Source organism: Collinsella sp. An307 (assembly GCF_002161805.1).
Lineage (GTDB): Bacteria > Actinomycetota > Coriobacteriia > Coriobacteriales > Coriobacteriaceae > Coprousia.
In genome coordinates this window covers 131,827-154,473 of the sequence record NZ_NFIP01000005.1, presented here as the reverse complement: position 1 = coordinate 154,473, position 22,647 = coordinate 131,827, and the positions used below count along the sequence as shown (strand labels likewise).

Genomic DNA, 22,647 nt, shown 5'->3' with positions numbered 1-22,647 from the left:
CGTATGCTTAGAGCATCGCAACCACGGCGAAAGGCGCACCCATGAAGCCAGAGAAGCGTGACCTCGCGTTCATCAACGCAACCATTCTGGACGGTACGGCGGACATGCAACCTCATTCGGACAGCATTGTTATCGTGCGCGACGGCACAATCGCGCATATTGCCGAGGCGCCGGTTGGCAGTGATGCCTATGCGCACGCCAAACGCCTCGCCCCCGGCGCGCGCATTATCAACCTTGCGGGCGCCTACCTTATGCCGGGGCTCATCAACCTGCACGCGCACTTTATTGGAAGCGGAACCCCGGTGAGCTCGGGCAACGCGAGCGCGCTTATCAAGCTCGCCCAGTCAAACCCCTTGGGCCGCGCCCTCATCCACAAGCTCATCAAGTCCGCCGTCGTAACGCAGCTCGCAAGCGGCGTCACGACCGTGCGCGGCGCGGGCGACCCCGCGCTTGGCGACATCTGGTGTCGTGACCAAATTCGCGCCGGTCGCTTCGCAGGGCCGCGCGTGGTAGCGCCCGGCACCGGCATCACCGTCCCCGGCGGACACGGCGCCGGTCTTTTTGCCGAGGTATGTGAGACGCCTGAGGACGCCGTCCGTGCCGTGCGCGCGCTAGCCCAGGCGGGGGCGGACGTCATCAAGCTCTTCATCACCGGCGGCGTCTTTGATGCCGAGAAGGTCGGCGAGCCGGGCGTGCTCCGTATGCCACCTGCCATGATCGAGGCAGCCTGCGCGGCGAGCCACGAGGCAGGACTTCCCGTCATGGCACACGTGGAGAGCACCGACGGCGTGCTCGCCGCGCTTGAGGGCGGCGTCGACACCATTGAGCACGGCGCACCCATGACACCTCAGATCGAGGAGCTCTTCCAGAGCGGCTCAGGCAAGCAGCTCGCGGGCCGTGCACCCACGCTTACCTGCACCATTTCACCTGCGCTGCCGTTTGTGAAGCTTCCTGCCGAGAAGACGCACTCGAGCGACGTGCAAAAGGTGAACGGCGACATCGTTTGCGCGGGCATTGTCGAAGGGGCGCGTCGCGCACTCGAGCTCGGCATCACCGTGGGGCTCGGCACCGACTCGAGCTGTCCGTACGTCACGCACTACGACATGTGGCGCGAGGTGGCCTACTTTGCCAAGTATGCTGAGGTCTCACCCGCCTTTGCCCTGCATACCGCTACCGCAATCAACGCGCAGATCCTCGGACTTGGCGACGTCTGTGGGCGCATTGCGGAGGGGCTCTCGGCAGATATCCTCGTCACGCGAGAAAACCCGCTCGAGGACCTCGCGCATCTGCGGCAGCCGCTCTACGTTATGGCGCAGGGGCATCTGATTGAGAATCCTCAGGTAAAGCATATGAGCGAGCTTGATGCCGAGCTGGACGAGATTCTCGCCGACAACACACCGCTCCCCAAGACGAAAGACCTGCCGCACGCAGCATGATGCCGCCCGCCGAGCACCTGAAAAACTCCCGCCCATCGCGCCTGAGAGGACTACAATAGCGAGCACGTTTCAGACGGTAACGTGAAAGGCGGCACCTATGGAATCGCTCATCGGTACGGCCATCGCCGTTGGCATTGGGCTTTGCATCGTCGGCCTCGGCATCTGGCAGATGGTAACCGGCAACCCGCGGCTGTTGCACAGCTACCACTACGCCACGACGCCCGCCGCCGAGCTTGCCCCGCTCGCACGTGAGACCGGCGTGGGACTTGTCGCCGCAGGCGTGGGCTGCATGCTTATGGTGCCGAGCGTACTGCCCGCGTGGGCAAGCGTTGTCGGCGTTGTCACCATGATTGCGGGCATTGTTGTGATGCTCGCCTCGATCATCCGCCACAACGGCGGCCTCATCACCGGCGGCGACACCGGGATGCTCGCCGGCATGACCCCGAAAACCCGCCTTCTTGTATGCGGCGTGTTTGGCGCGCTGGGCTCACTTTTTGGCATCGCGCCCGGCGCGTACATGATGGCAACGGGTGACGTGAGCTTGCTGCACAGCTATCACTACGCCACCGTTGCCGCCGCCGACCTGCCCCGCCTCGCCTTTTGCGAGGGTCTGTGCATGGCGGGCCTCGGCGTGAGCATTTTTCTGTGTGTCTTTGCCGCGGCGGGACTCACAACGCACGCACCTCGACCGCGCTGGGCAATCGCGATCGAGGTGGCGGGTATCGTTCTTTTTGCCGTGAGCCTCGCGGCGCTTCTGCTCTTTATCCCCTACTTTGGCGGCTCGCTCAACCCGTAAGGGAGTCGCACTTACAGGTGCTCTACCACCTTGTCACCCATGGCGGTGGTGCCGAGGATCTTCTCCGCAGGCGTCGCGGCGTCGGCGATGTCGCGCGTGCGCCAGCCCTCGTCGAGGACCGCGGTCACCGCACGGCGGATATCGTCGGCCGCATCTCCCATATCAAAGCTGTAGCGCAGCATCATCTCGACCGAGAGAATCTGCGCGAGCGGGTTCGCAACACCCTGTCCCGCGATATCGGGTGCGGAGCCGTGGCTCGGCTCGTAAAGCGCCACGCCGTCGCCCAGGCTCGCACTGGCGAGCATGCCGAGCGACCCCGTGATTTGGGCGGCCTCGTCGGAGAGGATGTCGCCGAACATGTTCTCGGTCACCACCACATCAAAGGTTGCGGGGCGGTTGATGAGCTGCATGGCGGCGTTGTCCACAAGCACGTCCTCGAGCTCCACGTCCGGATACTCCGCATCGTGGATGCGATGTACGATCTCACGCCACATGCGACTCGTCTCGAGCACGTTGGCCTTGTCGACACTCGACACCTTGCCACGGCGCTTGCGGGCGGCCTCAAACGCTTGGCGCGCGATGCGCTCAATCTCGTACTCGCGGTACTCGAGCGTGTCGTAGGCGCGCTGGCCGGGCGCCCCGTCCGTGCCGGCGCCCGCCTCATCGTAGAAGCGCTCGCGGCGGCCAAAGTAGAGCCCACCCGTGAGCTCGCGCACGATCATCATGTCCACGCCGTCGATGACCTCGGGACGCAGCGTCGAGGCGTCGGCGAGCGCGGCAAAGATCTGGACCGGGCGCAGGTTGGTGTAAAGACCGAGCTCCTTGCGGATCTTCAACAGACCCTGCTCGGGGCGAGGGGCGGCGGGGTCGGTCGTATCCCACTTGGGCCCGCCCACCGAGGCGAGCAGCACCGCGTCGGAAGCGTTTGCGGCGGCAAGCGTCTCGTCGGGCAGCGGGTTGCCGGTAGCATCGATGGCAGCGCCGCCAATGAGCGCATCCTCGCAGGCAAACGCCACACCGTACTTGGCGCTCACCGCAGCAAGCACCTTCTTGCCCTCGGCGATGATCTCGGGGCCAATGCCATCGCCCGGCAGGCAGCAGATCTGATAGGTCTTCTTCACGTTGCAACTCCAATCAATCGACGACGGGCCGGATGCAAAGGGGTTATCGAGCGCCATACACGCCTCCTTTACGCATCCGCCTGCGCGGCAAGCTTCTGACGTGTGCGCTCCACCAGGCCGCCCGCCTCGATAATCTCGGCAATGAACGGCGGGAAGGGCTCAGCGGTAAAGGTGGCGCCGGTGTCGAGGTTGGTGATGGTGCCGGTCTCGGTGTCGACCGCCACGCGCGCGCCGTCGGCGATGGCGTCCACGGCCTCCGGACACTCCATGATGGCGAGGCCCACGTTGATGGCGTTACGGTAGAAGATGCGCGCAAAGCTCTTGGCGATGACGCACGACACGCCCGCCGCCTTGAGGGCAACCGGCGCGTGCTCGCGGCTGGAACCGCACCCAAAGTTCTCCTCCGCGACCACGATATCACCCGGCTGGACGCGGGTGGCAAAGGTGGGGTCGAGGTCCTCCATCGCATGCGCCGCCAGGTGCGCGTGGTCAGAGCTGTTGAGGTAGCGCGCGGGGATGATGACATCGGTGTCCACGTCGCGCCCATAACGGAAAACGGTACCTTCGAACTTCATGAGATGATCCTCCTTGTTCGTCTGTTGAGGTGTGGGAGCATATCCTCCGTGCTCAGACAGTCCTCGGCCTTTGGCCTGCGGAACTGCGCGCGGAGGATGCCGTCCCGCCCTCCGCAGCGAGCATGATTAATCGACAGAACAACCGGTAAGCCGTCGATGGGACCGGGGCATATCGTCCCGCGCGCAGTTCGCGCGCAGCGCGCTGTTTGAGCACGGGATGATATGTCCCGGTCCCCAGCACGGTTTACAGGTCGCTCGGCAGGGCGATGTGGCCCGCCACGGCAGAGGCAGCGGCAACAGCCGGGCTCGCGAGGTAGACCTCAGAGGTGGGGTCGCCCATGCGGCCGACGAAGTTGCGGTTGGTGGTGGAGACGCAGCGCTCCCCCGCCGCAAGGATGCCCATGTAGCCGCCCAAGCACGGACCGCAAGTGGGCGTGGAGAACACGCAGCCGGCGTCGATGAAGACATCGGCCAGTCCCTCGGCCATGCACTGCTTGAAGACCGCCTGCGTGGCGGGAATCACGATGCAGCGCACGTTTTCGTTCACGCGGCGACCGCGCAGCACCTCGGCGGCGGCGCGCATGTCCTCCATGCGGCCGTTGGTGCAGCTGCCAATGACCGCCTGGTCGATCTTGATGTCGCGGCTCTCCGTCACAGGATGCGTGTTGGAAGGCAGGTGCGGCCAGGAGACGCACGGCTTGATGTCCGCCGCGTCGATATGAATCACCTGGGCGTATTCGGCATCCGCGTCGGCGTGGTACTCCACGTAGTCGCGCTCGCAACGGTCACGCAGCCACGCGCGTGCCACATCGTCGACCTCCATGATGCCGGCCTTGCCGCCCGCCTCGATCGCCATGTTGGAGATGCACATGCGCCCCTCCATCGAGAGGTTCGCGATGGTGGAACCGGTGAACTCCATAGCCTGGTAGAGCGCGCCGTCTACGCCGATGAGGCCGATGATGTGGAGGATGATGTCCTTTGCGGCGGCGCCGTCGGTGAGCTCGCCATCAATCACGAACTTGATGGTGGGGGGCACCTTGAACCAGGCGCGACCGGTCGCAAGACCCACGCCTGCATCGGTCGAGCCCACGCCCGTGGAGAACGCGCCGAGCGCGCCGTAGGTGCAGGTGTGGCTGTCGGCGCCGATGATGAGGTCGCCCGGGACCACAACGCCCTGCTCGGGCAGAAGCGCGTGCTCAATGCCCGCGCAACCCTGCTCCCAATAGTGCGTAATCTTCTGCTCATGGGCAAAGTCGCGCATCTTCTTGGTCTGCTCGGCGCTCTTGATGTCCTTATTGGGCGCATAGTGGTCCGGCACGAGGCACACACGGTCGCGGTCGAACACCTGCGTTGCTCCGAGCTCGCGGAAGACATCGATGGCAATGGGCGCCGTGATGTCATTGGCGAGCACGATATCGAGGTCGCACTCTACAAGCTGGCCGGGGCGCACCTCATCGAGCCCGGCGTGTGCAGCCAAAATCTTCTCGGCTACGGTCATAGGTCTAGCCATTGATACTCCTTTATCCTTCCCCGGTGGTTCGGGTGCATCCTCCGTGCTCAGACAGTCCTCGGCTGCGCTTCGCTTGCCTGCGGAACTGCGCGCGGAGGATGCACCCGAATCCCCCTGTGATGTATTACCTCGTTCAAACAGAACTGCGCCGTGCGGAAGCCGGGGCGCGGATATCGTCCCGCGCGCAGTTCCGCAACGCGTAGCGCGAGGACTGTCTGAGCACGGGATGATATCCGCGCCCCGGCAGTCCCCGAAGAGTGCCTTACGCTTGCCGCTGTTCAGAGATGAGGCGGTTGAGCGCGTTGATGTAGGCCTTGGTGGAGGACACGATGATATCGTTGTCCGAGCCGCGGCCCGTGTAGACCTGACCGTCGCCCGCCGTTACGCGCACCGTGACCTCGCCCAGCGCATCGATGCCGCGCGTGATTGCCTTGATCGCAAACTCGGAGAGGTCGTTTTCCACGCTCACGATCTGGTTCACGGCCTTATAGACCGCGTCGATGGGGCCAGTGCCAAAGGCGGCCACCGTGTGCTCGGCGCCGTCTTCGCCCACCAAGGTGAGCGTTGCCGTGGGCGTGAGCGGGAAGCCGCAGGACACCTGCACGGCACCGAGGGTCCAGATGGCACGGGTCTCGCGCTCGCGCTCGTGCACGATGGATTCCAGGTCCTCGTCGTACACTTCCTTCTTCTTATCTGCAACCTCAAGGAACGCCTGGTAGATGCTCTCAAACTCATCATCGGCAAAGGTGTAACCGAGCTCTGCCATGCGGTGGCGCAGCGCTGCGTGGCCGCTACGAGCGGAGAGGATGATCTGCGAGCCGCCGGCGCCCACGTCCGCCGGATCGATGATCTCGTAGGTGTCGCGCGCCTTGAGGACGCCGTCCTGGTGGATGCCGGAGCTGTGCGCAAAGGCATTGGCGCCAACGATGGCCTTGTTGGCCTGCACCGTCATGCCCGTAATCGAGCTCACGAGCTTGGAGGCGCGCGTCAGTTCCTGGGTGACGATGTCGGTGTGCGCGTCGAGCTCGGCACCGTGCATCTTGATGGCCATGACTACCTCTTCGAGCGCCGTGTTGCCTGCGCGCTCGCCAAGGCCGTTGATGGTGCACTCAACCTGCGTCGCGCCGTTGCGCACGGCCTCGATGGCGAGCGCCGTCGCCATGCCGAGGTCGTTATGGGTGTGCACAGAGATGGTTGCATCCTCGATGCCGTCCACGCGCGCACGCAGGTCGGCGATGCGCGCGCCGAACGCCCACGGCATGTTGTAGCCCGTGGTGTCGGGGATGTTCACCACCGTGGCGCCCGCCTTGATGGCGGCCTCGATGATGCGCACCAGGAAGTCCTGATCGGCGCGGCCGGCGTCCTCGGCGTAGAACTCAACATCGTCCACAAAGTTGCGGGCGAGCTTGACGGCGCGAATGGCGCGCTCGATGGCCTCGTCCTCGGTCAGGTGAAGCTTGTCGCGCAGATGGCTCGGGGAGACGCCGAGGCCGGTGTGGATACGCGGGCGCTTAGCGGTCTTGAGCGCCTCCGCCGCAACCTCGATGTCCTTGTCGACAGCGCGCGTGAGGCCGCAAACAACGCACTTGTCGCCCGCGAGGCGACCAATCTCGGAGACGCTCTTGAAGTCACCGGGGCTCGAGATGGGGAAGCCCGCCTCGATAACATCCACGTTCATGCGGATAAGCTGGCGCGCGACAATGAGCTTTTCCTCGGTGTTCATGCTGGCGCCGGGAGACTGCTCGCCGTCGCGGAGCGTGGTGTCAAAGATGGCGATCTTGCGGGTCATACGGTCCTCCTGTTGCTCTGGCCGGGGCGCGAGCGCTCCGGCATTGTGCCGGGTCGGGCGATGCAGGAGGTGACGTGATTGTGAGACCCTATCAACGGAAAAGCACCCCGTCGCGCGTCACGCCCTGCAAGGCGTTGGGTAGATGCGCATCGGGGTGCTTCTGAAGTAACGTGCGGTTGCGACCGCTCAGACGGGAAGGACCCTAGCGCGCATCGGCGCGTAGTAGCGCTAGGGTTAGGAGCGAGCATGCGGCAGCGGCCGAGGTGGCCTTACCTGCCCAAATGTTCTCTCCCATAACCATAGTGCCGCGAGTCCCTTCGCCGGCAGCGCCGACTCCCGGCACTGCATTGGTATGAAGTGTAGCAAAGGCAGGCAAGGGCGCCGCCCACAATCCCGTGAGCGGCGCGTGTGTTTCCAACCGGTTACCAACGAGCAAAACCGGATACGCGGTGCCTACGCGCCAAGCTCTTCCGCTGCGAAGGCGGCGAGCCGGCGCACGATCTCGCGCACTTCCTCCTCGTGCGTGCGGGGATGGATCGCGCAAAGGCGCAGCACTTTCTTGCCGGCGAGCTCGGTGGTGAAGACGCCCGCGTAACCGCTCTCGAGCATGCGCGCAGAGACACGTGCGTTGAGAGCATCGCGCTCGTGCTCGCTCAATCCCGCCGGCGCGAAGCGGAAGTTCACCATAGCCATCTGGGCGGGCGAGACAATCTCGACATCCGGCGTGGCACGCAGCTCGTCCTCCGCCCAGCGAGCGAGGTCGAAGCCGTGCTCGATGCAATCGGCCATGCCGTCGGCGCCCATTACCTGCAACGTGAACCACAGCTTGAGCCCGCGCGCAGGGCGGGTAAGCTCAGGCCCCAGATCCCAAGGGTTCACCAGATCGGCGTCGCCCTCCAGGTCGGCGAGGTACTCGGGGTGCGCACTGAAGCTCTTGAGAAGCGTGCGCTCGTCGCGTACGAGCAGCATACTGCACGAATAGGTCTGGAAAAGCCACTTATGCGCGTCCCAGCTGAGCGAGTCGGCGAGCTCCACGCCCGCGAGCAGATCGCGGTAGCGCGTGAGAAGCGCGCTTGCACCAAAGGCTCCGTCGACGTGCACCCACAGGCCCTCGCGCCGGCAAATGGCGGCGACCTCGGGCAGGGGGTCAACCGACCCTGTATTGGTGGTGCCCGCCGTGGCGATGACCATGAACGGGGCGAGTCCGGCCGCCCGGTCCTCATGAATGGCGCGGGCGAGGTCGTCGGTCCTCATGCGGAACAGGTCGTCGACCGCGATCGTGCGGATGCGCGCATCGGTCACGCCCATCATGCGCAGGCCCTTAGCGACCGAGCTGTGCGTCTGCCCGGACACGTACGCCACCGCGCGCGGCCAGTCGCGCTCGTCGAGAACCGTGTCGCGCGCGGCCACACAGGCGGTGAAGTTTGCCATCGATCCGCCCGAGACGAAGGTTCCGCTCGCTCCCGCCGGGAATCCTGCCTTGTCGCAGAGCCAGCGGATGAGGCCCTCCTCCACGGCGTGTCCCGCAGGATAGTTGGCAACACTTCCCGCATGGCGGTTGTATCCCGCCGAGATCATATCGCCCAACCAAGAGATGGCCGAGGTCGGACCCGGAACAAAGCCCATGAAGCGCGCATGGTCGGCGTTGTAGCCGTAACCGATCACATCGCGCTCCATCTCGCGGACGACCTCTTCGAGCGGGCGCCCTTCAGCGGGGATAGCGCGCTCGGCGAGCCGGGCGAGGTGCTCCGGCGCGGGCTCGTTGATGACCGGCCCGTCCGACAGGTTGCGGTTGCGCTCAAAAAGGTCGCATACAAAGCGGACAGCGGCGCGCTCGACCTCTTGCTCCATCTGCGTCTCGCGGGTGTACATGGGCATCCTCCCTCGTTGCGTTCGTGCGGTACGGCACTATCATCGTCGGGAGTCATCCATATGTAAAATTCATACTTACTATACTTGCATCAATAAAAATGATAGCTATCTGTAGCAGCGCGAACCGTGGAAAGGGGCAAGGGATGGAGCTACGCGTAGTGGAGACCTTTTTAAAAGTTGCCGAAGTGGGCAGCTTCTCGCATGCGGCCGTCAAACTCGGCTATTCCCAATCTGCGGTCACCATGCAGATTAAGCAGCTGGAAGCCGAGCTAGGTGCGGCACTTTTCGAGCGGGTACCGCGCGGCGTCATCCTGACCGACGCGGGTCGCACCTTTGCTTTTCATGCCCACATTCTCATGGAAGCAGCGTCTGCCGCCGCGGCAGCTGTCTCCCCCGCTTCCGACGAGGGTGACCTCACCGGCACCCTTCGCATCGGCAGCGTAGAGTCAACCGCCACCTCGCTGCTGCCGCCCGTGCTTGCTGCATTTGCGCGTGAACATCCTGCGGCCCAGGTCGTCGTGGTGACATCAGCCCTTGAAGAGCTCGCCGACAAGTGTCGCAGAGGTGAGCTCGATCTCATACTCACCTTCGAGCAGCCCATAACGCTTCCTGGCTTTACACGAGAGACGCTGCGTGACGAAGCGGTGGTGCTTGCAGCCGCACCCGGCCTTGTGCCCGAGGCCGATACCACGCTCGATCCCGAGGGCCTGGCGCACCTGCCCTTTGTCTTGACAGAGCGCGGCGAGAGCTACCGGCACGATTTCGACCGCGCCCTCGCCGAGCACGATATTGTTGTCACCCCCACAATCGAGACGGGCAGCACCGAGATGCTCGTTCGCCTTGCGGCAGACGGCGCGGGCGTTGCGCTTGTACCGCGCTTCTCCGCCTCAGCCGCCTTGGAAACCGGGTCGCTTGCGCAGCTTCGCACCACCCTCGAGCTGCCCCGAATGGCGATCCAAGTCCTGTATCGCGATCAGAAGTGGGTAACCCCTGTTATGGAGGCGTTTATGCGGCTCTTGCGCTCCGCCATTGCCCAGAACGCCTGACGCCTACGCCACGAGCGCAAACGCGTGGGCAGATGCCGACGCGCAGTTCGCGAGGCACTCCACCACGTACTCGGTATCCTCGCCATAAGAAAGCGCATCGAGCCCGCGGACGAGCAGCTCGTTCACCTCGTCCGACATGGCACCGAGCGACATACCACGCTGCGCCGCCAAGGCGATGCCCATGAGCTCGGCAAGAAGATGGGCGCGCATCGTCGGCTTCCCCGACGCCTCGCCCATAGCATGACGCACGTCGGCGGCGCTTCCCTGCGAGACGCCGCGGTGCGCCGCCACATGCTCGCTGCGGGCGCGCACGACCTCCGAGAGCGCGCCGAGCTCCACGACGCTCGTCGATGCGGCAGCGGCCGCCAGACCATCAATCACAACACCAAAGGCCTGCCCGCAAGGCATAAAGCTCGGGTCGGCATCCATAGCTGCGGCCATCGTCGCCCCAAGACCCGCGAGCTCAGCAACCAGGGTGCGACGAGCATCCTCCGCCTCAAGCGCCGCCTCGCGAACGCTCGGCTCGGCAGCAGCAACCGCGCCGTGTATAACCGTATTCTCAGACATAATCGAGACCTTTCTCACGAGCGCCCTCGGGCGCGTATTCGGCAATACGCTACCAAATAGATAACGTATTTCCTTGTCCGAGGTATTATGCCGTCCCCGGCCCCCGCTCAAACAGTCTTCATCAATTCCGCCGAAAGGGATAAGCCCTTCGTAATGTGTCGCTGTAAACGCACTATGGGGCGCCACGTTACGGTGACGCCCCATGCAAAACGTTTACGAATTACCGTCCTGTGGCCCAACGTGGAAAGAACGTATCCACTTACTCGACCTCTGCAAAATCGACCTGGCGCTCGCAGAAGTTCTCGCGGAACACGTAGTCGCGCACGTTCTGCCACGCCTCCTCACTCGCAAAGAGCGAGCTGTCGAGCGCTGCGATGGCACCGTTGCTGGCGTTGCTGTAGGCGTGCTCGAGCGTTGCACGGTCAAACGTGTAGGTATCGGTGTCGTAGTCGCTGTCGTAGCGCTCATGCACCGTGATGGTCACTTGCCGGATATCGCTGTGGGCGCTCATGAGGGCTGTGGCGTTGTAGAGGAGCGCCCGGTCGATGGCGTCGCCATCAATAAGGTCAGAGACGTTGTCGTAACGCACGTTGAACCTCGCCTGCTGGGTGTCGTTGCCCGTGGAACCCGCATACTCGCCAAGCGGCAGCGACTGCACCATGCTTGCCGGGGCGTTACCGGCCCCCGCCATCTCAGCCAGGCTCGCGGCGGTCTGGTTGGCGATGGCGCTGTCGAGCGCGCTCGTGGCCTCGTACTCCGCCTGGTCCTCGGGGTCCTCGAAACGAGGCGTGGTCGACTGACCTTGGCCGGCGTTGCCGGCGGCGTTGCCGTTGCCCACAGCGTTGTTGTTACTCGCGGCGCCGTTGTTGCCTGAGGTGTTACCGTTGCCCGTGGTGCCGTCCGCCGTGTCGTTACCAGTACCCTGCACGGTGTTGGCAGTCGTAACCTGCCCTTGCGTATCATCGGTCACGCCAAAGGAGACACAGCCAACCGCGAGGACCCCAAAAAACGCCGCGAGCACGACGAATACAAGCGCGATCAAACTCGCGATGAGAACCTTTGACGTAATCTTACGGCCCATCGCAGGCGTGGCGAGGTCCGCCAGCTCCGGCTCTGTCTGAGGCGGCACAGGCGTACCCGCGGCGTGTGCGGCGGTGGCGCCGGACAGCACCGTGGTCTCAGCAGCAGGCGCTTCGGCCTGCGATGCCGAAGACACGGGCTCCTCCGCAACCGGCTCAGCGTCCGCGGTGGGCTGCACCACCGGAGCCCCCGCCTCGGCCACTTCGTCCGCATCCTCACCCGCGAGAACGTCCTCAACGCTCGTAATGCTCGCCTTGGTCTTCTCGAGAGCCTCGGCAGCATCCATGCCGCCCGCCAGATAATCCTCGTAGCGCGCAACAAGGTTCCCGTACATTTCCTCTTTCAGCTCGATCATCTCTGCCGTGAGGACCTTGCCCTCAAAGAGATGCTCGACGTACATCCTCAGCTCGTTCATCTCTCTCCCCCGTCCTGCTTGAGCAAGCGGTCGATAATCTCGCGTACATGCACCCAGCGCTCTGTTGCGACGTTTAATTCGGTCTTGCCCGCATCGGTTACGCGGTAGTACTTGCGCCGCGCCCCCTGGGTCTCGTCGCCCCAGTAGCTCTCCACAAAGCCTTGGCCTTCGAGGCGCTTCAGGCTCGTGTAGAGCGAGGGCTCCTTCATCTCGTACGCGCCTCGACTGGTCTGGGCGATCTCCTTCAGGATCTCGTACCCATAGCTATCTCCGTCCGAGAGCACGCACAGGATGATGGCATCGATGTTTCCACGAATGAGGTCGCTCACTGCATCGCGTGTGGCCATCGCGTCACCTCCCTGGATGCTGTTCCTCAGGCATAATGTAACACGATGTACTATGTCTGTCGATATACTTTTTTATAAATAGCTGAGGGCTGCTTTAGCGTCTCGCGCTTTGTCGCACTTTTTACTAGCGCGAATCGGGCACTCTCAACAGCGTGATTACATAGGTATCGCGCTCGTACGGGCTCCAAATGGTCTGTGCGTCCAGCTTGGTAAGCCCACATTCCAGAAGGTCCTTCACGGCGGCGCCGTCCTCCCCCTGGTTGCGCGATAGCCAAATAATCTCACCGTTGGGGGCGGCCGACGCCAGCGTCTCAGTGTCCTCGGTGCAGGTGAGCGCCGGGGCAAAGCAGTCGTACGCCGCAGACCAATACCCCGAGATATCATCTGCATACACAAGCTCCGGCCCAAGCTTGGACGCCGTCTCCCCCGCCTCACCGTCTACGAGCTCGTGCGTGGCCAACGTTCCCAAGGCGATGATGTCGTTGGATACGACGGGGCGGCGCTCGCCATCATCTGTGTACGCAACTTCGAGCACAGCATCGCGCACGGCGCTATTCGCCGGGTCATAGGCTAGCTCTACCGCCGACATGGTCTGGAAGAGCGCCAATACCGCGAGCATTGCTCCAGCAAGCGCGCGCCATCTTCCGCGCGCCCGTATCTTGCAAACGCCCACGGCAAGGGCGAGCAGCAAGGGCGGCAACGCAATCACAAGGTAGCGGTAATAGAGCACCGTCGTTCCCAGCGCAAAGGAGACTACCCCACCGAGCACGATGATACCGAGGTAGAGGACAGCTCCCCGGCGAAGCGCCATAGCAGGGCGCTCCCCACTCTTTTGCAACGCGATGTTGCCCGCCAGAAGGCATCCCGCCGCACAAAGGGTAAGCACTACCGCCACGACCATAAGAACGCCTGGCAGCAGGGCGGATGCCTCATCACCAAACAGTCGCGCAGCCCCTATGCTCATCGCAGGGGTAACGAGCGGATACAAGACGAGCTGCACCAGCGACTTCACACCAAGCGGTGCGATCCAGAACCTGCCACCCGTCATATCACCCATTTTTGCTATGAGGGTGAGCAGCCAAGGGGCGTATAAGGCGACCTGCAGCACCGCGCTCGCCACAAACCGCAGCGCCTCACGACGCGGCGCACGCACGCGCACAAGCTCGATAAGAACCATAAGGTTCAGCATGAATGCGGAAAGCAACGCGTAGTAGTGCAGCGACGCTGCCGCAAAGCTCGAGATGCCAAAGACGAGCCACCAGGAGAAAGGCACGTCCTCGCCGGATTTCTGGCGAAGCGCATAGACGATGCGCAGCATCATAAGGAAGCAGAGCATGACGGTGAACATCGCCCAGCTGTACATGCGGATCTCGGTCGCTTGAAAGAGGGCATACGGGGTGAAGAGCACGAGCGCACTATACAGGAGCCCCACGCGCACCCCAAAGTCCCGTCGCACAAGCTTGGGCCCCAGCAACGCCGTGGCAATCATTCCGGCGACGCTGAACAGGCGGTAAGCGACAACGCTTTCGCCAAACACGGCACACACCCCATGCAAGAGCACGTAGTAGAGAAGGGGATGTACGTCCGCGGCACCGATGCGCCAGATCTCAGGCAAGCTCTGGCGAGCAAGCGCAATGGAGTAGGCTTCGTCAAACCAGAACACGTCGGTGAGGGCGGGTGCCAGCATAAGCACAGCGCCCACTACAAAAACAGCGATATAGCCGATTCTCACGCGCTGGCTCATAGAACCTCTCCCCATTGGCGAAACGACGGGTAACCTCCCACGCACGACGCACATCAAGCCACCCTAACACGAAAGGCCCGACTCCGCCAGAAACGGAATCGGGCCCAACAAGGCTTCAGTATGTCAGCAAACTACTCAGCCATGAAGTCGCGCTGGACGGAAGGATCGACCTTCACGCCGGGGCCCATGGTCGAGGAGAGCGAGATGCTCTTGACGTAACGGCCCTTGGCGGAAGCGGGCTTCACGCGCAGGAGCTCGGTGTAGAGAGCAGCGTAGTTCTCCACGAGCTTCTGATCGTCGAAGGAGACCTTGCCCACCGGCACGTGGCAGATGCCGTAGCGGTCGGCGCGGTACTCAACACGGCCGGCCTTGAGCTCGGAGACCATCTTGGCAACATCCATGGTCACGGTGCCGAGCTTGGGGTTCGGCATGAGGCCACGGGGGCCGAGGATCTTACCGATGCGGCCAACCTTGGCCATCATGTTCGGCGTGGCGATAGCAGCGTCGAAGTTGATCTCGCCAGACTGAATCTGGGCGACGAGCTCGTCGGAACCAACGACATCGGCGCCGGCCTCCTCCGCCTCGCGAGCCTTCTCGCCCTCAGCGAAGACAGCAACGCGCACGCTCTTGCCGGTGCCGTGGGGCAGCGAGATGGAGCCACGGACGTTCTGGTCAGCCTTACGGGTGTCGATGCCCAGACGGAAGTGAGCCTCAACGGTCTCGTCAAACTTGGCCGGAGCGACCTCCTTGACGAGCTTCACAGCCGCGAGCGGGCTGTAGAGATTCTGGCTGTCGACCTTCTCGGCCGCAGCGCGGAAGTTCTTTCCATGCTTTGCCATGTTATACCTCCTGTGGTCAACGGGCAGGTGCCCTCCCACATCGTGGTGCGCCACCGCGGCGCACCGCCTAACAAGGGCGCCCGCAAGAGCGCCCTCGATTACACCGTGTTACTCGGCGATGGTCACGCCCATGGAACGGGCGGTACCGGCGACGATCTTCTTGGCGGCCTCAATGTCGTTGGCGTTGAGGTCCGGCATCTTGATCTCAGCGATCTTGGTGAGCTGCTCCTGAGTGAGCTGGCCGACCTTGTCGCGCTGGGGCACAGCGGAGCCGCTCTTGAGCTTGAGCTCCTTCTTGATGAGGTGAGCCGCAGGCGGGGTCTTGGTGATGAAGGTGAACGAGCGATCCTCGTAGACGGTGATCTCAACGGGGATGACGTCGCCCATCTTGTCCTGCGTGGCGGCGTTGAACGCCTGGCAGAACTGCATGATGTTGACCTGGGCAGCACCGAGGGCAGGACCCACCGGAGGAGCCGGGTTAGCCTGACCGGCGTTGATCTGCAACTTGATGACGGTTGCAACCTTCTTCTCAGCCATCTTGGAACCTTCCTTAAAGAATGCTTCTAACGTAAATCTATATCGTCAGCGTGCCCGTGCTAGAAGCACCTCGAGCGGTGAGCGGCCGCTCGGGGAACACAGGCTCGCGAACGGACGAATTAGCTGATGACAGCCACCTGATCGAAGCCGAGCTCGACCGGCGTCTCGCGCCCAAAGATCACAAGGGTGACCTTCACCTTGCCGGCGTTCGCGTCGACCTCGGCGACCTGACCGTCGAAATCGGCGAGCGGGCCGGAGGTAACGCGGACCGACGTGCCGACCTCGAGGCCGACAGCGGTGCGCTTGGGAGAATCGCCCTTCTTGGAGCGACGCATCATCTTGTTGTACTCATCGCGCGAAAGCGGAGAGGGCTTGCCGTTAGCGCCGAGGAAGCCGGTGACACCGGGGGTGTTGCGGACGCACGTCCAAGCGTCGTCATCCATCTCCATACGAACGAGCACATAGCCCGGGAAGATCTTGACGTCCTTGGTCTCGCGCTTGCCGCCCTCCTTGATCTCGGTCACGCTCTCCATAGGAATCTCGATATCAAAGATGCGATCCTGCATCCCCATGGTCTCGATGCGATGCTCGAGGTCGGACTTGACGCTCTTCTCGTAACCGGAATAGGTGTGAACCACATACCAACGCTTAGACACGGATTACCCCCTCAGACCGGAGAAGAGCACGAGGCCCTCACTGATGACGAAGTCGAGCGCAGCGATGACCACACCAACAACGACAAGCGAGACGCACACGGCAACGGAGTAGTTGATGAGCTCCTGCTTGGTCGGCCACGTAACACGGCGCATCTCGGTGCGGACCGAGGAGAAGTACTTCTTGGTGCGCTCGATGAAACCGGGCTTAGCGGCCTTACCGCCCTTGCCCTTAGCCGCCTTGGCCGGAGCCTTGCTCTGCTTTGCCTTCTCGGCCTTCTTGGCAGTGTCCTTTGAGGGAGCAGCGGCTGCAGTTCCCTTCTTAGGAGTCTTCTTGTTGGCCATAGTGGCTACCTCCGGCAAAACACGCTCAAACATGGTAAAACCGTAAGCCCCAAAGAGCGGGGCTTACGGATTGGTTACTGGCACGCCAGGAAGGACTCGAACCCTCAACACTCGGTTTTGGAGACCGATGCTCTACCAATTGAACTACTGGCGTATGGTTAGAAGACTAGCGAGTCTCCTTGTGGACCGTGTGACGGTGGCACCAGGGGCAATACTTCTTGATCTCCATGCGATCAGGCATGGTGGCCTTGTTCTTGGTCGTCGTGTAGTTGCGACGCTTGCACTCGGTGCATGCAAGGGTGACTAGGGTACGCATGAAACTTATTACCTCCAATACCGCCCGGACGGGCACGGTGGATTACATTATCATCTCGTGGATGTTACGTCAACGGTCTGGTAGGCCGGGCGGCCTGTCTGCAGAAACGATACATAACCTCAGGTAGCTCGTGCGCAGATAGATTATCTTGACACGCAGATTCACCTGGCTGCAGATCGATCAAGTGCTACCGACCGTGACAGAAAACAACCCGGCTCCCCCGAGAGGGAACCGGGTTGCAGGTAGCTCGTGATTACCGGATAACCGAAGTTACTCGATGATCGTGGAGACAACGCCCGAGCCGACGGTGTGGCCACCCTCGCGGATAGCGAAGCGCAGGCCCTCCTCCATGGCGATCGGGTGGATGAGGTCGCCCTCGATGGTGATGTGGTCACCAGGCATGGCCATCTCGGTGCCCTCGGGGAGCTTGACGGTGCCGGTCACGTCAGTGGTACGGAAGTAGAACTGCGGACGGTAACCATCGAAGAACGGGGTGTGACGGCCGCCCTCCTCCTTGGTGAGGACGTAGACCTCGCCGGTGAACTTGGTGTGCGGGTGCACCGAGCCGGGCTTGCAGAGAACCTGGCCGCGCTCGATGTCCTCGCGCTTGATACCACGGAGCAGAATGCCGACGTTGTCGCCAGCCTCGCAGAAGTCCATGGTCTTACGGAACATCTCGATGCCGGTGGCGACGGAGGACTGGGTCTCCTTGATGCCGACGATCTCGACGGGCTCGTTGAGCTTGAGCACGCCGCGCTCGACACGACCGGTAGCAACGGTACCACGGCCGGAGATGGTCATGGTGTCCTCGACGGCCATCAGGAACGGCTTGGCGTCGTCACGCTCGGGGGTCGGGATGTACTCGTCAACAGCGGCCATGAGCTCGCGGACGGAATCCATCCACTTCTCCTCGCCGTTGAGGGCGCCGAGAGCGGAACCACGGACGACGGGGATGTCGTCTCCCGGGAAGTCGTACTCGGAGAGGAGCTCACGGGTCTCCATCTCGACGAGGTCAATGAGCTCCTCGTCGTCGACCATGTCGCACTTGTTCAGGAACACGACGATGTAGGGAACGCCGACCTGACGGGCGAGCAGGATGTGCTCGCGGGTCTGAGCCATGGGGCCGTCGGTAGCGGCGATGACCAGGATAGCGCCGTCCATCTGGGCAGCACCGGAGATCATGTTCTTGATGTAGTCAGCGTGGCCCGGGCAGTCAACGTGAGCGTAGTGACGGTTCTGGGTCTCGTACTCGACGTGAGCAACGGAGATGGTGATGCCGCGCTCGCGCTCCTCGGGAGCCTTGTCGATGTTCTCGAACGCCGTGAAGTCGGCCTTGCAGCCCTCGGTCTCGGAGAGAACCTTGGTGATGGCGGCGGTCAGCGTGGTCTTACCGTGGTCCACGTGGCCGATGGTGCCGATGTTAACATGCGGCTTAGTGCGCTCGAACTTTTCCTTGGCCATTTAGCCCTCCTCCTTCAAAGGTCGTCCCCGGCGGGGACAATGCCTTCTTAACCTAAGTGGCTCCCCCGGAGTGGGAAAGCCACCGTGTTACCTTGGTAGCGGTGACTGGATTCGAACCAGTGACGCCACGGGTATGAACCGTGTGCTCTAACCAACTGAGCTACACCGCCGTACTGGAGCCTGCAACCAGACTTGAACTGGTGACCTCTTCGTTACCAACGAAGTGCTCTACCGACTGAGCTATACAGGCACTTGCTTGCTGGTGGGAGCGCAAGGATTCGAACCTTGGTAGGCAGAGCCAACGGGTTTACAGCCCGTCCCCATTAACCACTCGGGCACACTCCCAGAGAAGCAAGACCCGCAAAGCGCTTTTGCCAGACGGCTAAGCATCTCCGCGAGCGAAAGAATAGTACGACGCGGTGCCGGTGCCTGTCAACCACTTTGCTTAAATACACGCCACCGGGCGTATCTATACTCGGGTTTCCTGCGGTTTTATTGATTCGTCTTTTACTGCGCGGCGCGTTGTCGTGAACGTGTTGTGAAGGCGCACCGATCGGCTGGGGCTCCGAATGAGCGCGACGGTGCCTCAGCGACGGCGCGGCTCGTCGCTGTCAAACAGCGCCTTAGTCCCTTTGTAAGCAATATAGGTCTGCTCGAACGTCCCGAGCCCGCTCGATGGCGTCTCGCGCGGCTCGTCGTGCCAGTGACCGTCCTCGGTGGGCGCACCCGGCGTTCTCACTGTGAGAAACATAGGGACGGACAGGCCGATTGCCTCGCCGATTGCAGCGATAAGCTGCCAGACAAGCCCCAGCAGAACAATGATGGTGTAGCACATCTGCACGGGCACAGCCACTATCGCGCGGGCCCCATACTTCACGATACCGCCAATAACCCATACCGCGATGATGATAAGAAGAGCCGGCACGATAATCGGGCCGTAGAACTGCCAAAAGTACTCCTTGTTCTGCGTGAGGAAGTACGTTGGCAGGGTGCAGAACAGCCAAAACCCCAAGAAACAGTTCATAACAAGGCCAAAGGGCTCGTCAATGTAAGAACCAACCGTGCGCCTGTTTGGACGGCGATGGTTCCTGCGACGCCTCTTTCCGTTCTTGCTGCCCGTAGCCATATAAACCACCCCACCCCATTGGTCCCCGTATTACAGCACACCGCGCACGCGACGGCAGCGTTACAGCTACGGCATCGGCAGACGGCGCGCTCGGGCGGTAAACGGCAGGCGTCGGCAAGATGGGTCCGCGCGCGCTACACTGGCACCAACCAACCGATTGGAGGCACCGTGAACGCTTTGTCCCCCACCCTCGCCTGGCTCCAGGACCCCGAGGTCTTTGAGGTGAACCGGCTCCCCGCGCACTCGGACCACACGTGGCGCGGCGCCCTGCGCACCTGCACGCGCTCGCTCGACGGCAGCTGGCGCTTTGCCTACGCTCCCTCCATAGACGAGCGACCGCGCGACTTCTGGCGCGAAGACGCCGATCTCTCCGGCTTTGGCACCATCCAAGTGCCCGCCCATATCGAGCTCGAGGGATACGGTCAAATCCAATATGTGAATACGCAATACCCCTGGGACGGTATCTCCGACCTGCGTCCGCCCGCCATCGACGCCAGTCGCTGCGCCGTGGGCTGTTATGTGCGCGACTTCGAGCTCGACCCCGCATGGGAGGATATGCGCGTATGCATCTCTTTCCAGGGCGTTGAGCGCGCTTTCTATCTCTGGGTAAATGGGCGCTTTGTAGGCTACGCCGAGGACAGCTTCACCCCGAGCGACTTTGACCTCACCGACTATCTGCACCCGGGGGTGAACCGCCTTGCCGTCGAGGTCTTTCAGCACGCGAGCGCATCGTGGCTGGAAGATCAAGATATGTTCCGATTCTTTGGCATCTTCCGTCCCGTAGTGCTCTACGCCAAGCCGCGCCTGCATGTTGAGGATGTGTGGCTGAGGGCCGGGCTCGGCATGGACAACACCACGGGCATACTCGACCCGCGCATCACCCTTACCTCCACCAACGATGCCGAGACGCTCGCGTCGTGCATTGTGCAGCTGCGCATAACGGACGCGAACGGGGCCAAGCTTTATGAGGGGGCGCCGGGCTTTACGAACGTCGAGAAGGCAGACTGCCCCTGGGAGGGCGCGCGCACGGTCGAGCTCGCTTGCCCCCTGCGAATCGAGAACATCGTCCCCTGGAGCCACGAGCATCCGGCGCTCTATACGGTCGAGGTGGCGCTTGTCGACTTCTACTCCGGACGCGAGGTGGAGCACGCAACCGTGCGGACGGGCTTTCGCCGCGTGGGGATCGAGAACGGCGTCTTGCGTCTCAACGGGCAGCGCCTGTTCTTCTGCGGCGTAAACCGTCACGAGTGGAGCGCCGAGCGCGGCCGTGCCATCGCACGTGACGACATGCTCCGCGCGATGGAGGTCTTCAAGCGCAACAACATCAATGCCGTACGCACCTGCCACTACCCCGATCAGACGCCGTGGTACGACCTCTGTGACGAGAACGGCATCTATATGATTGACGAGGCAAACCTCGAGACCCACGGCAGCTGGCAAAAGCTCGGAGCCGTGGATCCCGCATGGAACGTACCGGGTAGCCTCGCCGCGTGGACACCCGCCGTCATCGACCGCGCGCGCTCGATGTTTGAGCGGGACAAGAACCATCCTGCGGTCCTTATGTGGAGCTGCGGCAACGAGTCGTACGCCGGCGATGCCATCCTCGCTATGAGCCGCTTCTTCCACGAGGCGGACCCGAGCCGTCCCGTTCATTACGAAGGCGTGTTCCAAGCACGGGGGCGCAAGGGCTACGACCCCACATGGGAGGAGACCTCGGACGTAGAGAGCCGCATGTACGCAACGCCGACGGACATCCGCCGCTACCTTGAGAGCTCGCCCAAAAAGCCCTTCATACTCTGCGAGTACATGCACGACATGGGCAACAGCCTGGGCGGCATGGAGAGCTATATGCGTCTGGGCGAAGAGTTTGACCAGTACCAGGGAGGCTTTATCTGGGACTACATGGACCAGGCCCTCTGGCGGCGCGATGCATTCGCACGGCGCACGCTGGGCTACGGTGGAGACTTTGGCGAGCGACCGAGCGACTACGCGTTCAGCGGCGACGGCATCGTCTTTGCCGACGGCACTGAGAAGCCCGCGATGCAGGAGGTGCGCTACTGGTACGCAGACGCCTCCGCGCGCGCCGCGCACGATGCCGCACGCGATGCTGCCGAGGCACAGAGCACACGCACGATTGCCGTGCAGGCAGCGACGCGGCGCGAACGTGCCGCAGAAGCACCCGACCTTGCAATCGTGCAGGGCGATGTGAACCTTGGCGTTACGTGCGGCGAGCTCTCCGTCCTCTTCTCGTGGGCGGAACATGGACCCGTGAGCCTGCGCGTGGACGGGCGCGAGTGGCTCTGGCGGGCACCGCGGCCCGCGCTTTGGCGCGCCTCGACCGATAACGACCGCGGGTGCGGCTTCCCGGCAAGAAGCGCCGCCTGGCTCGCCGCAGAGGCGTTCTGCCGCTGCACGGATCAGCGCGTGGAGGAGCTCGGCCCGCGCCGCGTGGTGGTGGCGTACCGCTTTGCGGCAGACGTCGTCCCCGGAGCGGAGATAATCCTGCGCTACACCGTTGAGGCAGGTGCTGGCATGCTCGTCGAGGCGCTCTACACCGGTGCCGAGGGGCTACCTGAGCTGCCGTGTTTTGGCGTGCACCTGGTGACCCCGTTACCTGTCGCGGACGTTGCCTGGACGGGCCTCTCGGGCGAGACGTACCCCGACCGCTGGCGCGGCGGCACCTTTGGCCGCCACCATGAGGAGCCGCACGTACCCGCCTACCTCGTCCCACAGGACTGCGGTTGCCACATGCACACGCACGAGCTTGAACTCGCGGTGCGCGATGCTGGCGAGCGTTGCACGGGCAAGATCGCGTTCGTTATGGAGGAGGAACCGTTCGCGTTCTCGGCGCTTCCCGCGAGCGCACTCGAGATTGAAAGCGCCGCGCACCCCGAGGAGCTCCCCGTAACGGAGCGCACGCACCTGTGCCTGTACGGCGCGATGCGCGGCGTGGGCGGCATCGATAGCTGGGGGTCGGACGTGGAGGAGCCGTACCGCATCAACGCCGCAGGAACGTATCGCGTGGCGGTGCGCATCCTCCGCTAGGCCTCGCTCACGGGGCGCGGCGCGGGC

Annotated in this window: 20 protein-coding genes and 4 tRNA genes; 4 read left to right on the top strand and 20 right to left on the bottom strand. The window is 63.0% G+C overall.

Going from position 1 to position 22,647, the window contains the following annotated elements; genetic code table 11:
• Positions 1-41: 41 nt before the first annotated feature.
• Together B5F89_RS05825 and B5F89_RS05820 are read left to right on the top strand one after the other, a co-directional pair.
• Positions 42-1,436, top strand: a complete 1,395-nt coding sequence (locus B5F89_RS05825) for an amidohydrolase family protein (RefSeq protein WP_087430845.1) — start codon at positions 42-44, stop codon at positions 1,434-1,436.
• A 97-nt stretch (positions 1,437-1,533) separates the two neighbouring features.
• On the top strand, positions 1,534-2,232 hold the full coding sequence (locus B5F89_RS05820; protein WP_087430844.1) for a hypothetical protein: 699 nt from the start codon (positions 1,534-1,536) through the stop codon (positions 2,230-2,232).
• A gap of 11 nt (positions 2,233-2,243) precedes the next feature.
• Here B5F89_RS05820 and leuB read toward each other — a convergent pair whose 3' ends face one another.
• The 5 genes from leuB to B5F89_RS05795 form a co-directional block, all read right to left on the bottom strand.
• Positions 2,244-3,353, bottom strand: coding sequence for a 3-isopropylmalate dehydrogenase (gene leuB / locus B5F89_RS05815; RefSeq protein ID WP_087430886.1), 1,110 nt, complete (start codon positions 3,351-3,353; stop codon positions 2,244-2,246).
• Positions 3,354-3,421: 68 nt separating this feature from the next.
• Positions 3,422-3,928, bottom strand: a complete 507-nt coding sequence (locus B5F89_RS05810) for a 3-isopropylmalate dehydratase small subunit (protein ID WP_087430843.1) — start codon at positions 3,926-3,928, stop codon at positions 3,422-3,424.
• Between the two features lie 244 nt (positions 3,929-4,172).
• Positions 4,173-5,438 (bottom strand): 3-isopropylmalate dehydratase large subunit, encoded by a 1,266-nt coding sequence (leuC, locus tag B5F89_RS05805; protein ID WP_239286689.1) that lies wholly within the window; start codon positions 5,436-5,438, stop codon positions 4,173-4,175.
• Between the two features lie 262 nt (positions 5,439-5,700).
• Positions 5,701-7,227 (bottom strand): 2-isopropylmalate synthase, encoded by a 1,527-nt coding sequence (locus tag B5F89_RS05800; RefSeq protein ID WP_087430841.1) that lies wholly within the window; start codon positions 7,225-7,227, stop codon positions 5,701-5,703.
• A 453-nt stretch (positions 7,228-7,680) separates the two neighbouring features.
• On the bottom strand, positions 7,681-9,105 hold the full coding sequence (locus B5F89_RS05795; protein ID WP_239286688.1) for an aminotransferase class V-fold PLP-dependent enzyme: 1,425 nt from the start codon (positions 9,103-9,105) through the stop codon (positions 7,681-7,683).
• Between the two features lie 137 nt (positions 9,106-9,242).
• Here B5F89_RS05795 and B5F89_RS05790 point away from each other — a divergent pair, with 137 nt between their 5' ends.
• Positions 9,243-10,145: a LysR family transcriptional regulator gene (locus B5F89_RS05790; RefSeq protein ID WP_158098427.1), complete on the top strand. Its 903-nt coding sequence runs from the start codon at positions 9,243-9,245 to the stop codon at positions 10,143-10,145.
• A 3-nt stretch (positions 10,146-10,148) separates the two neighbouring features.
• On the opposite strand, the gene B5F89_RS05785 is transcribed toward B5F89_RS05790, so the two are convergent.
• The 15 genes from B5F89_RS05785 to B5F89_RS05715 all read right to left on the bottom strand — a co-directional run bounded on the left by B5F89_RS05785 (position 10,149) and on the right by B5F89_RS05715 (position 19,575).
• Entirely contained in the window at positions 10,149-10,712 is a 564-nt protein-coding gene (locus B5F89_RS05785) for a hypothetical protein (protein ID WP_087430838.1), read from the bottom strand.
• A gap of 259 nt (positions 10,713-10,971) precedes the next feature.
• A complete protein-coding gene (locus B5F89_RS05780; protein ID WP_087430837.1) occupies positions 10,972-12,207 on the bottom strand; it encodes a hypothetical protein in 1,236 nt (411 codons plus the stop codon).
• Positions 12,204-12,554 (bottom strand): PadR family transcriptional regulator, encoded by a 351-nt coding sequence (locus B5F89_RS05775; RefSeq protein ID WP_087430836.1) that lies wholly within the window; start codon positions 12,552-12,554, stop codon positions 12,204-12,206. Before B5F89_RS05775 ends, B5F89_RS05780 begins: the two co-directional genes overlap by 4 nt.
• Before the next feature lie 124 nt (positions 12,555-12,678).
• Positions 12,679-14,298, bottom strand: a complete 1,620-nt coding sequence (locus B5F89_RS05770; protein ID WP_158098426.1) for a glycosyltransferase family 39 protein — start codon at positions 14,296-14,298, stop codon at positions 12,679-12,681.
• Positions 14,299-14,429: 131 nt separating this feature from the next.
• Entirely contained in the window at positions 14,430-15,137 is a 708-nt protein-coding gene (gene rplA / locus B5F89_RS05765; protein WP_087430834.1) for a 50S ribosomal protein L1, read from the bottom strand.
• Positions 15,138-15,245: 108 nt separating this feature from the next.
• On the bottom strand, positions 15,246-15,674 hold the full coding sequence (rplK, locus tag B5F89_RS05760) for a 50S ribosomal protein L11 (protein ID WP_087205236.1): 429 nt from the start codon (positions 15,672-15,674) through the stop codon (positions 15,246-15,248).
• 119 nt (positions 15,675-15,793) lie between these two features.
• On the bottom strand, positions 15,794-16,330 hold the full coding sequence (gene nusG / locus B5F89_RS05755) for a transcription termination/antitermination protein NusG (protein WP_087430833.1): 537 nt from the start codon (positions 16,328-16,330) through the stop codon (positions 15,794-15,796).
• Between the two features lie 3 nt (positions 16,331-16,333).
• Positions 16,334-16,672: a preprotein translocase subunit SecE gene (secE, locus tag B5F89_RS05750; protein ID WP_204230592.1), complete on the bottom strand. Its 339-nt coding sequence runs from the start codon at positions 16,670-16,672 to the stop codon at positions 16,334-16,336.
• 78 nt (positions 16,673-16,750) lie between these two features.
• Positions 16,751-16,826 (bottom strand) — tRNA-Trp (locus tag B5F89_RS05745).
• 12 nt (positions 16,827-16,838) lie between these two features.
• Positions 16,839-16,988 (bottom strand): 50S ribosomal protein L33, encoded by a 150-nt coding sequence (gene rpmG / locus B5F89_RS05740; protein WP_087205239.1) that lies wholly within the window; start codon positions 16,986-16,988, stop codon positions 16,839-16,841.
• A 270-nt stretch (positions 16,989-17,258) separates the two neighbouring features.
• Entirely contained in the window at positions 17,259-18,449 is a 1,191-nt protein-coding gene (tuf, locus tag B5F89_RS05735) for an elongation factor Tu (protein ID WP_087430831.1), read from the bottom strand.
• Between the two features lie 93 nt (positions 18,450-18,542).
• A tRNA-Met gene (locus B5F89_RS05730) sits at positions 18,543-18,619 on the bottom strand.
• 4 nt (positions 18,620-18,623) lie between these two features.
• A tRNA-Thr gene (locus B5F89_RS05725) sits at positions 18,624-18,699 on the bottom strand.
• Positions 18,700-18,709: 10 nt separating this feature from the next.
• Positions 18,710-18,794, bottom strand: a tRNA-Tyr gene (locus B5F89_RS05720).
• Positions 18,795-19,035: 241 nt separating this feature from the next.
• On the bottom strand, positions 19,036-19,575 hold the full coding sequence (locus tag B5F89_RS05715; RefSeq protein WP_087430830.1) for a hypothetical protein: 540 nt from the start codon (positions 19,573-19,575) through the stop codon (positions 19,036-19,038).
• Between the two features lie 168 nt (positions 19,576-19,743).
• Here B5F89_RS05715 and B5F89_RS05710 point away from each other — a divergent pair, with 168 nt between their 5' ends.
• A complete protein-coding gene (locus B5F89_RS05710; protein ID WP_204230591.1) occupies positions 19,744-22,620 on the top strand; it encodes a glycoside hydrolase family 2 TIM barrel-domain containing protein in 2,877 nt (958 codons plus the stop codon).
• Positions 22,621-22,647: the final 27 nt, after the last annotated feature.

Excerpts from the sequence above, each read along its gene's own strand:
- B5F89_RS05825 (WP_087430845.1), top strand. The coding sequence starts at position 42 with ATGAAGCCAGAGAAGCGTGACCTCGCGTTCATCAACGCAACCATTCTG.
- B5F89_RS05820 (WP_087430844.1), top strand. The coding sequence starts at position 1,534 with ATGGAATCGCTCATCGGTACGGCCATCGCCGTTGGCATTGGGCTTTGC.
- B5F89_RS05810 (WP_087430843.1), bottom strand. The coding sequence starts at position 3,928 with ATGAAGTTCGAAGGTACCGTTTTCCGTTATGGGCGCGACGTGGACACC.
- leuC (WP_239286689.1), bottom strand. The coding sequence starts at position 5,438 with ATGGCTAGACCTATGACCGTAGCCGAGAAGATTTTGGCTGCACACGCC.
- B5F89_RS05800 (WP_087430841.1), bottom strand. The coding sequence starts at position 7,227 with ATGACCCGCAAGATCGCCATCTTTGACACCACGCTCCGCGACGGCGAG.
- B5F89_RS05795 (WP_239286688.1), bottom strand. The coding sequence starts at position 9,105 with ATGCCCATGTACACCCGCGAGACGCAGATGGAGCAAGAGGTCGAGCGC.
- B5F89_RS05790 (WP_158098427.1), top strand. The coding sequence starts at position 9,243 with ATGGAGCTACGCGTAGTGGAGACCTTTTTAAAAGTTGCCGAAGTGGGC.
- B5F89_RS05785 (WP_087430838.1), bottom strand. The coding sequence starts at position 10,712 with ATGTCTGAGAATACGGTTATACACGGCGCGGTTGCTGCTGCCGAGCCG.
- B5F89_RS05780 (WP_087430837.1), bottom strand. The coding sequence starts at position 12,207 with ATGAACGAGCTGAGGATGTACGTCGAGCATCTCTTTGAGGGCAAGGTC.
- B5F89_RS05775 (WP_087430836.1), bottom strand. The coding sequence starts at position 12,554 with ATGGCCACACGCGATGCAGTGAGCGACCTCATTCGTGGAAACATCGAT.
- B5F89_RS05770 (WP_158098426.1), bottom strand. The coding sequence starts at position 14,298 with ATGAGCCAGCGCGTGAGAATCGGCTATATCGCTGTTTTTGTAGTGGGC.
- rplA (WP_087430834.1), bottom strand. The coding sequence starts at position 15,137 with ATGGCAAAGCATGGAAAGAACTTCCGCGCTGCGGCCGAGAAGGTCGAC.
- rplK (WP_087205236.1), bottom strand. The coding sequence starts at position 15,674 with ATGGCTGAGAAGAAGGTTGCAACCGTCATCAAGTTGCAGATCAACGCC.
- secE (WP_204230592.1), bottom strand. The coding sequence starts at position 16,672 with ATGGCCAACAAGAAGACTCCTAAGAAGGGAACTGCAGCCGCTGCTCCC.
- rpmG (WP_087205239.1), bottom strand. The coding sequence starts at position 16,988 with ATGCGTACCCTAGTCACCCTTGCATGCACCGAGTGCAAGCGTCGCAAC.
- tuf (WP_087430831.1), bottom strand. The coding sequence starts at position 18,449 with ATGGCCAAGGAAAAGTTCGAGCGCACTAAGCCGCATGTTAACATCGGC.
- B5F89_RS05715 (WP_087430830.1), bottom strand. The coding sequence starts at position 19,575 with ATGGCTACGGGCAGCAAGAACGGAAAGAGGCGTCGCAGGAACCATCGC.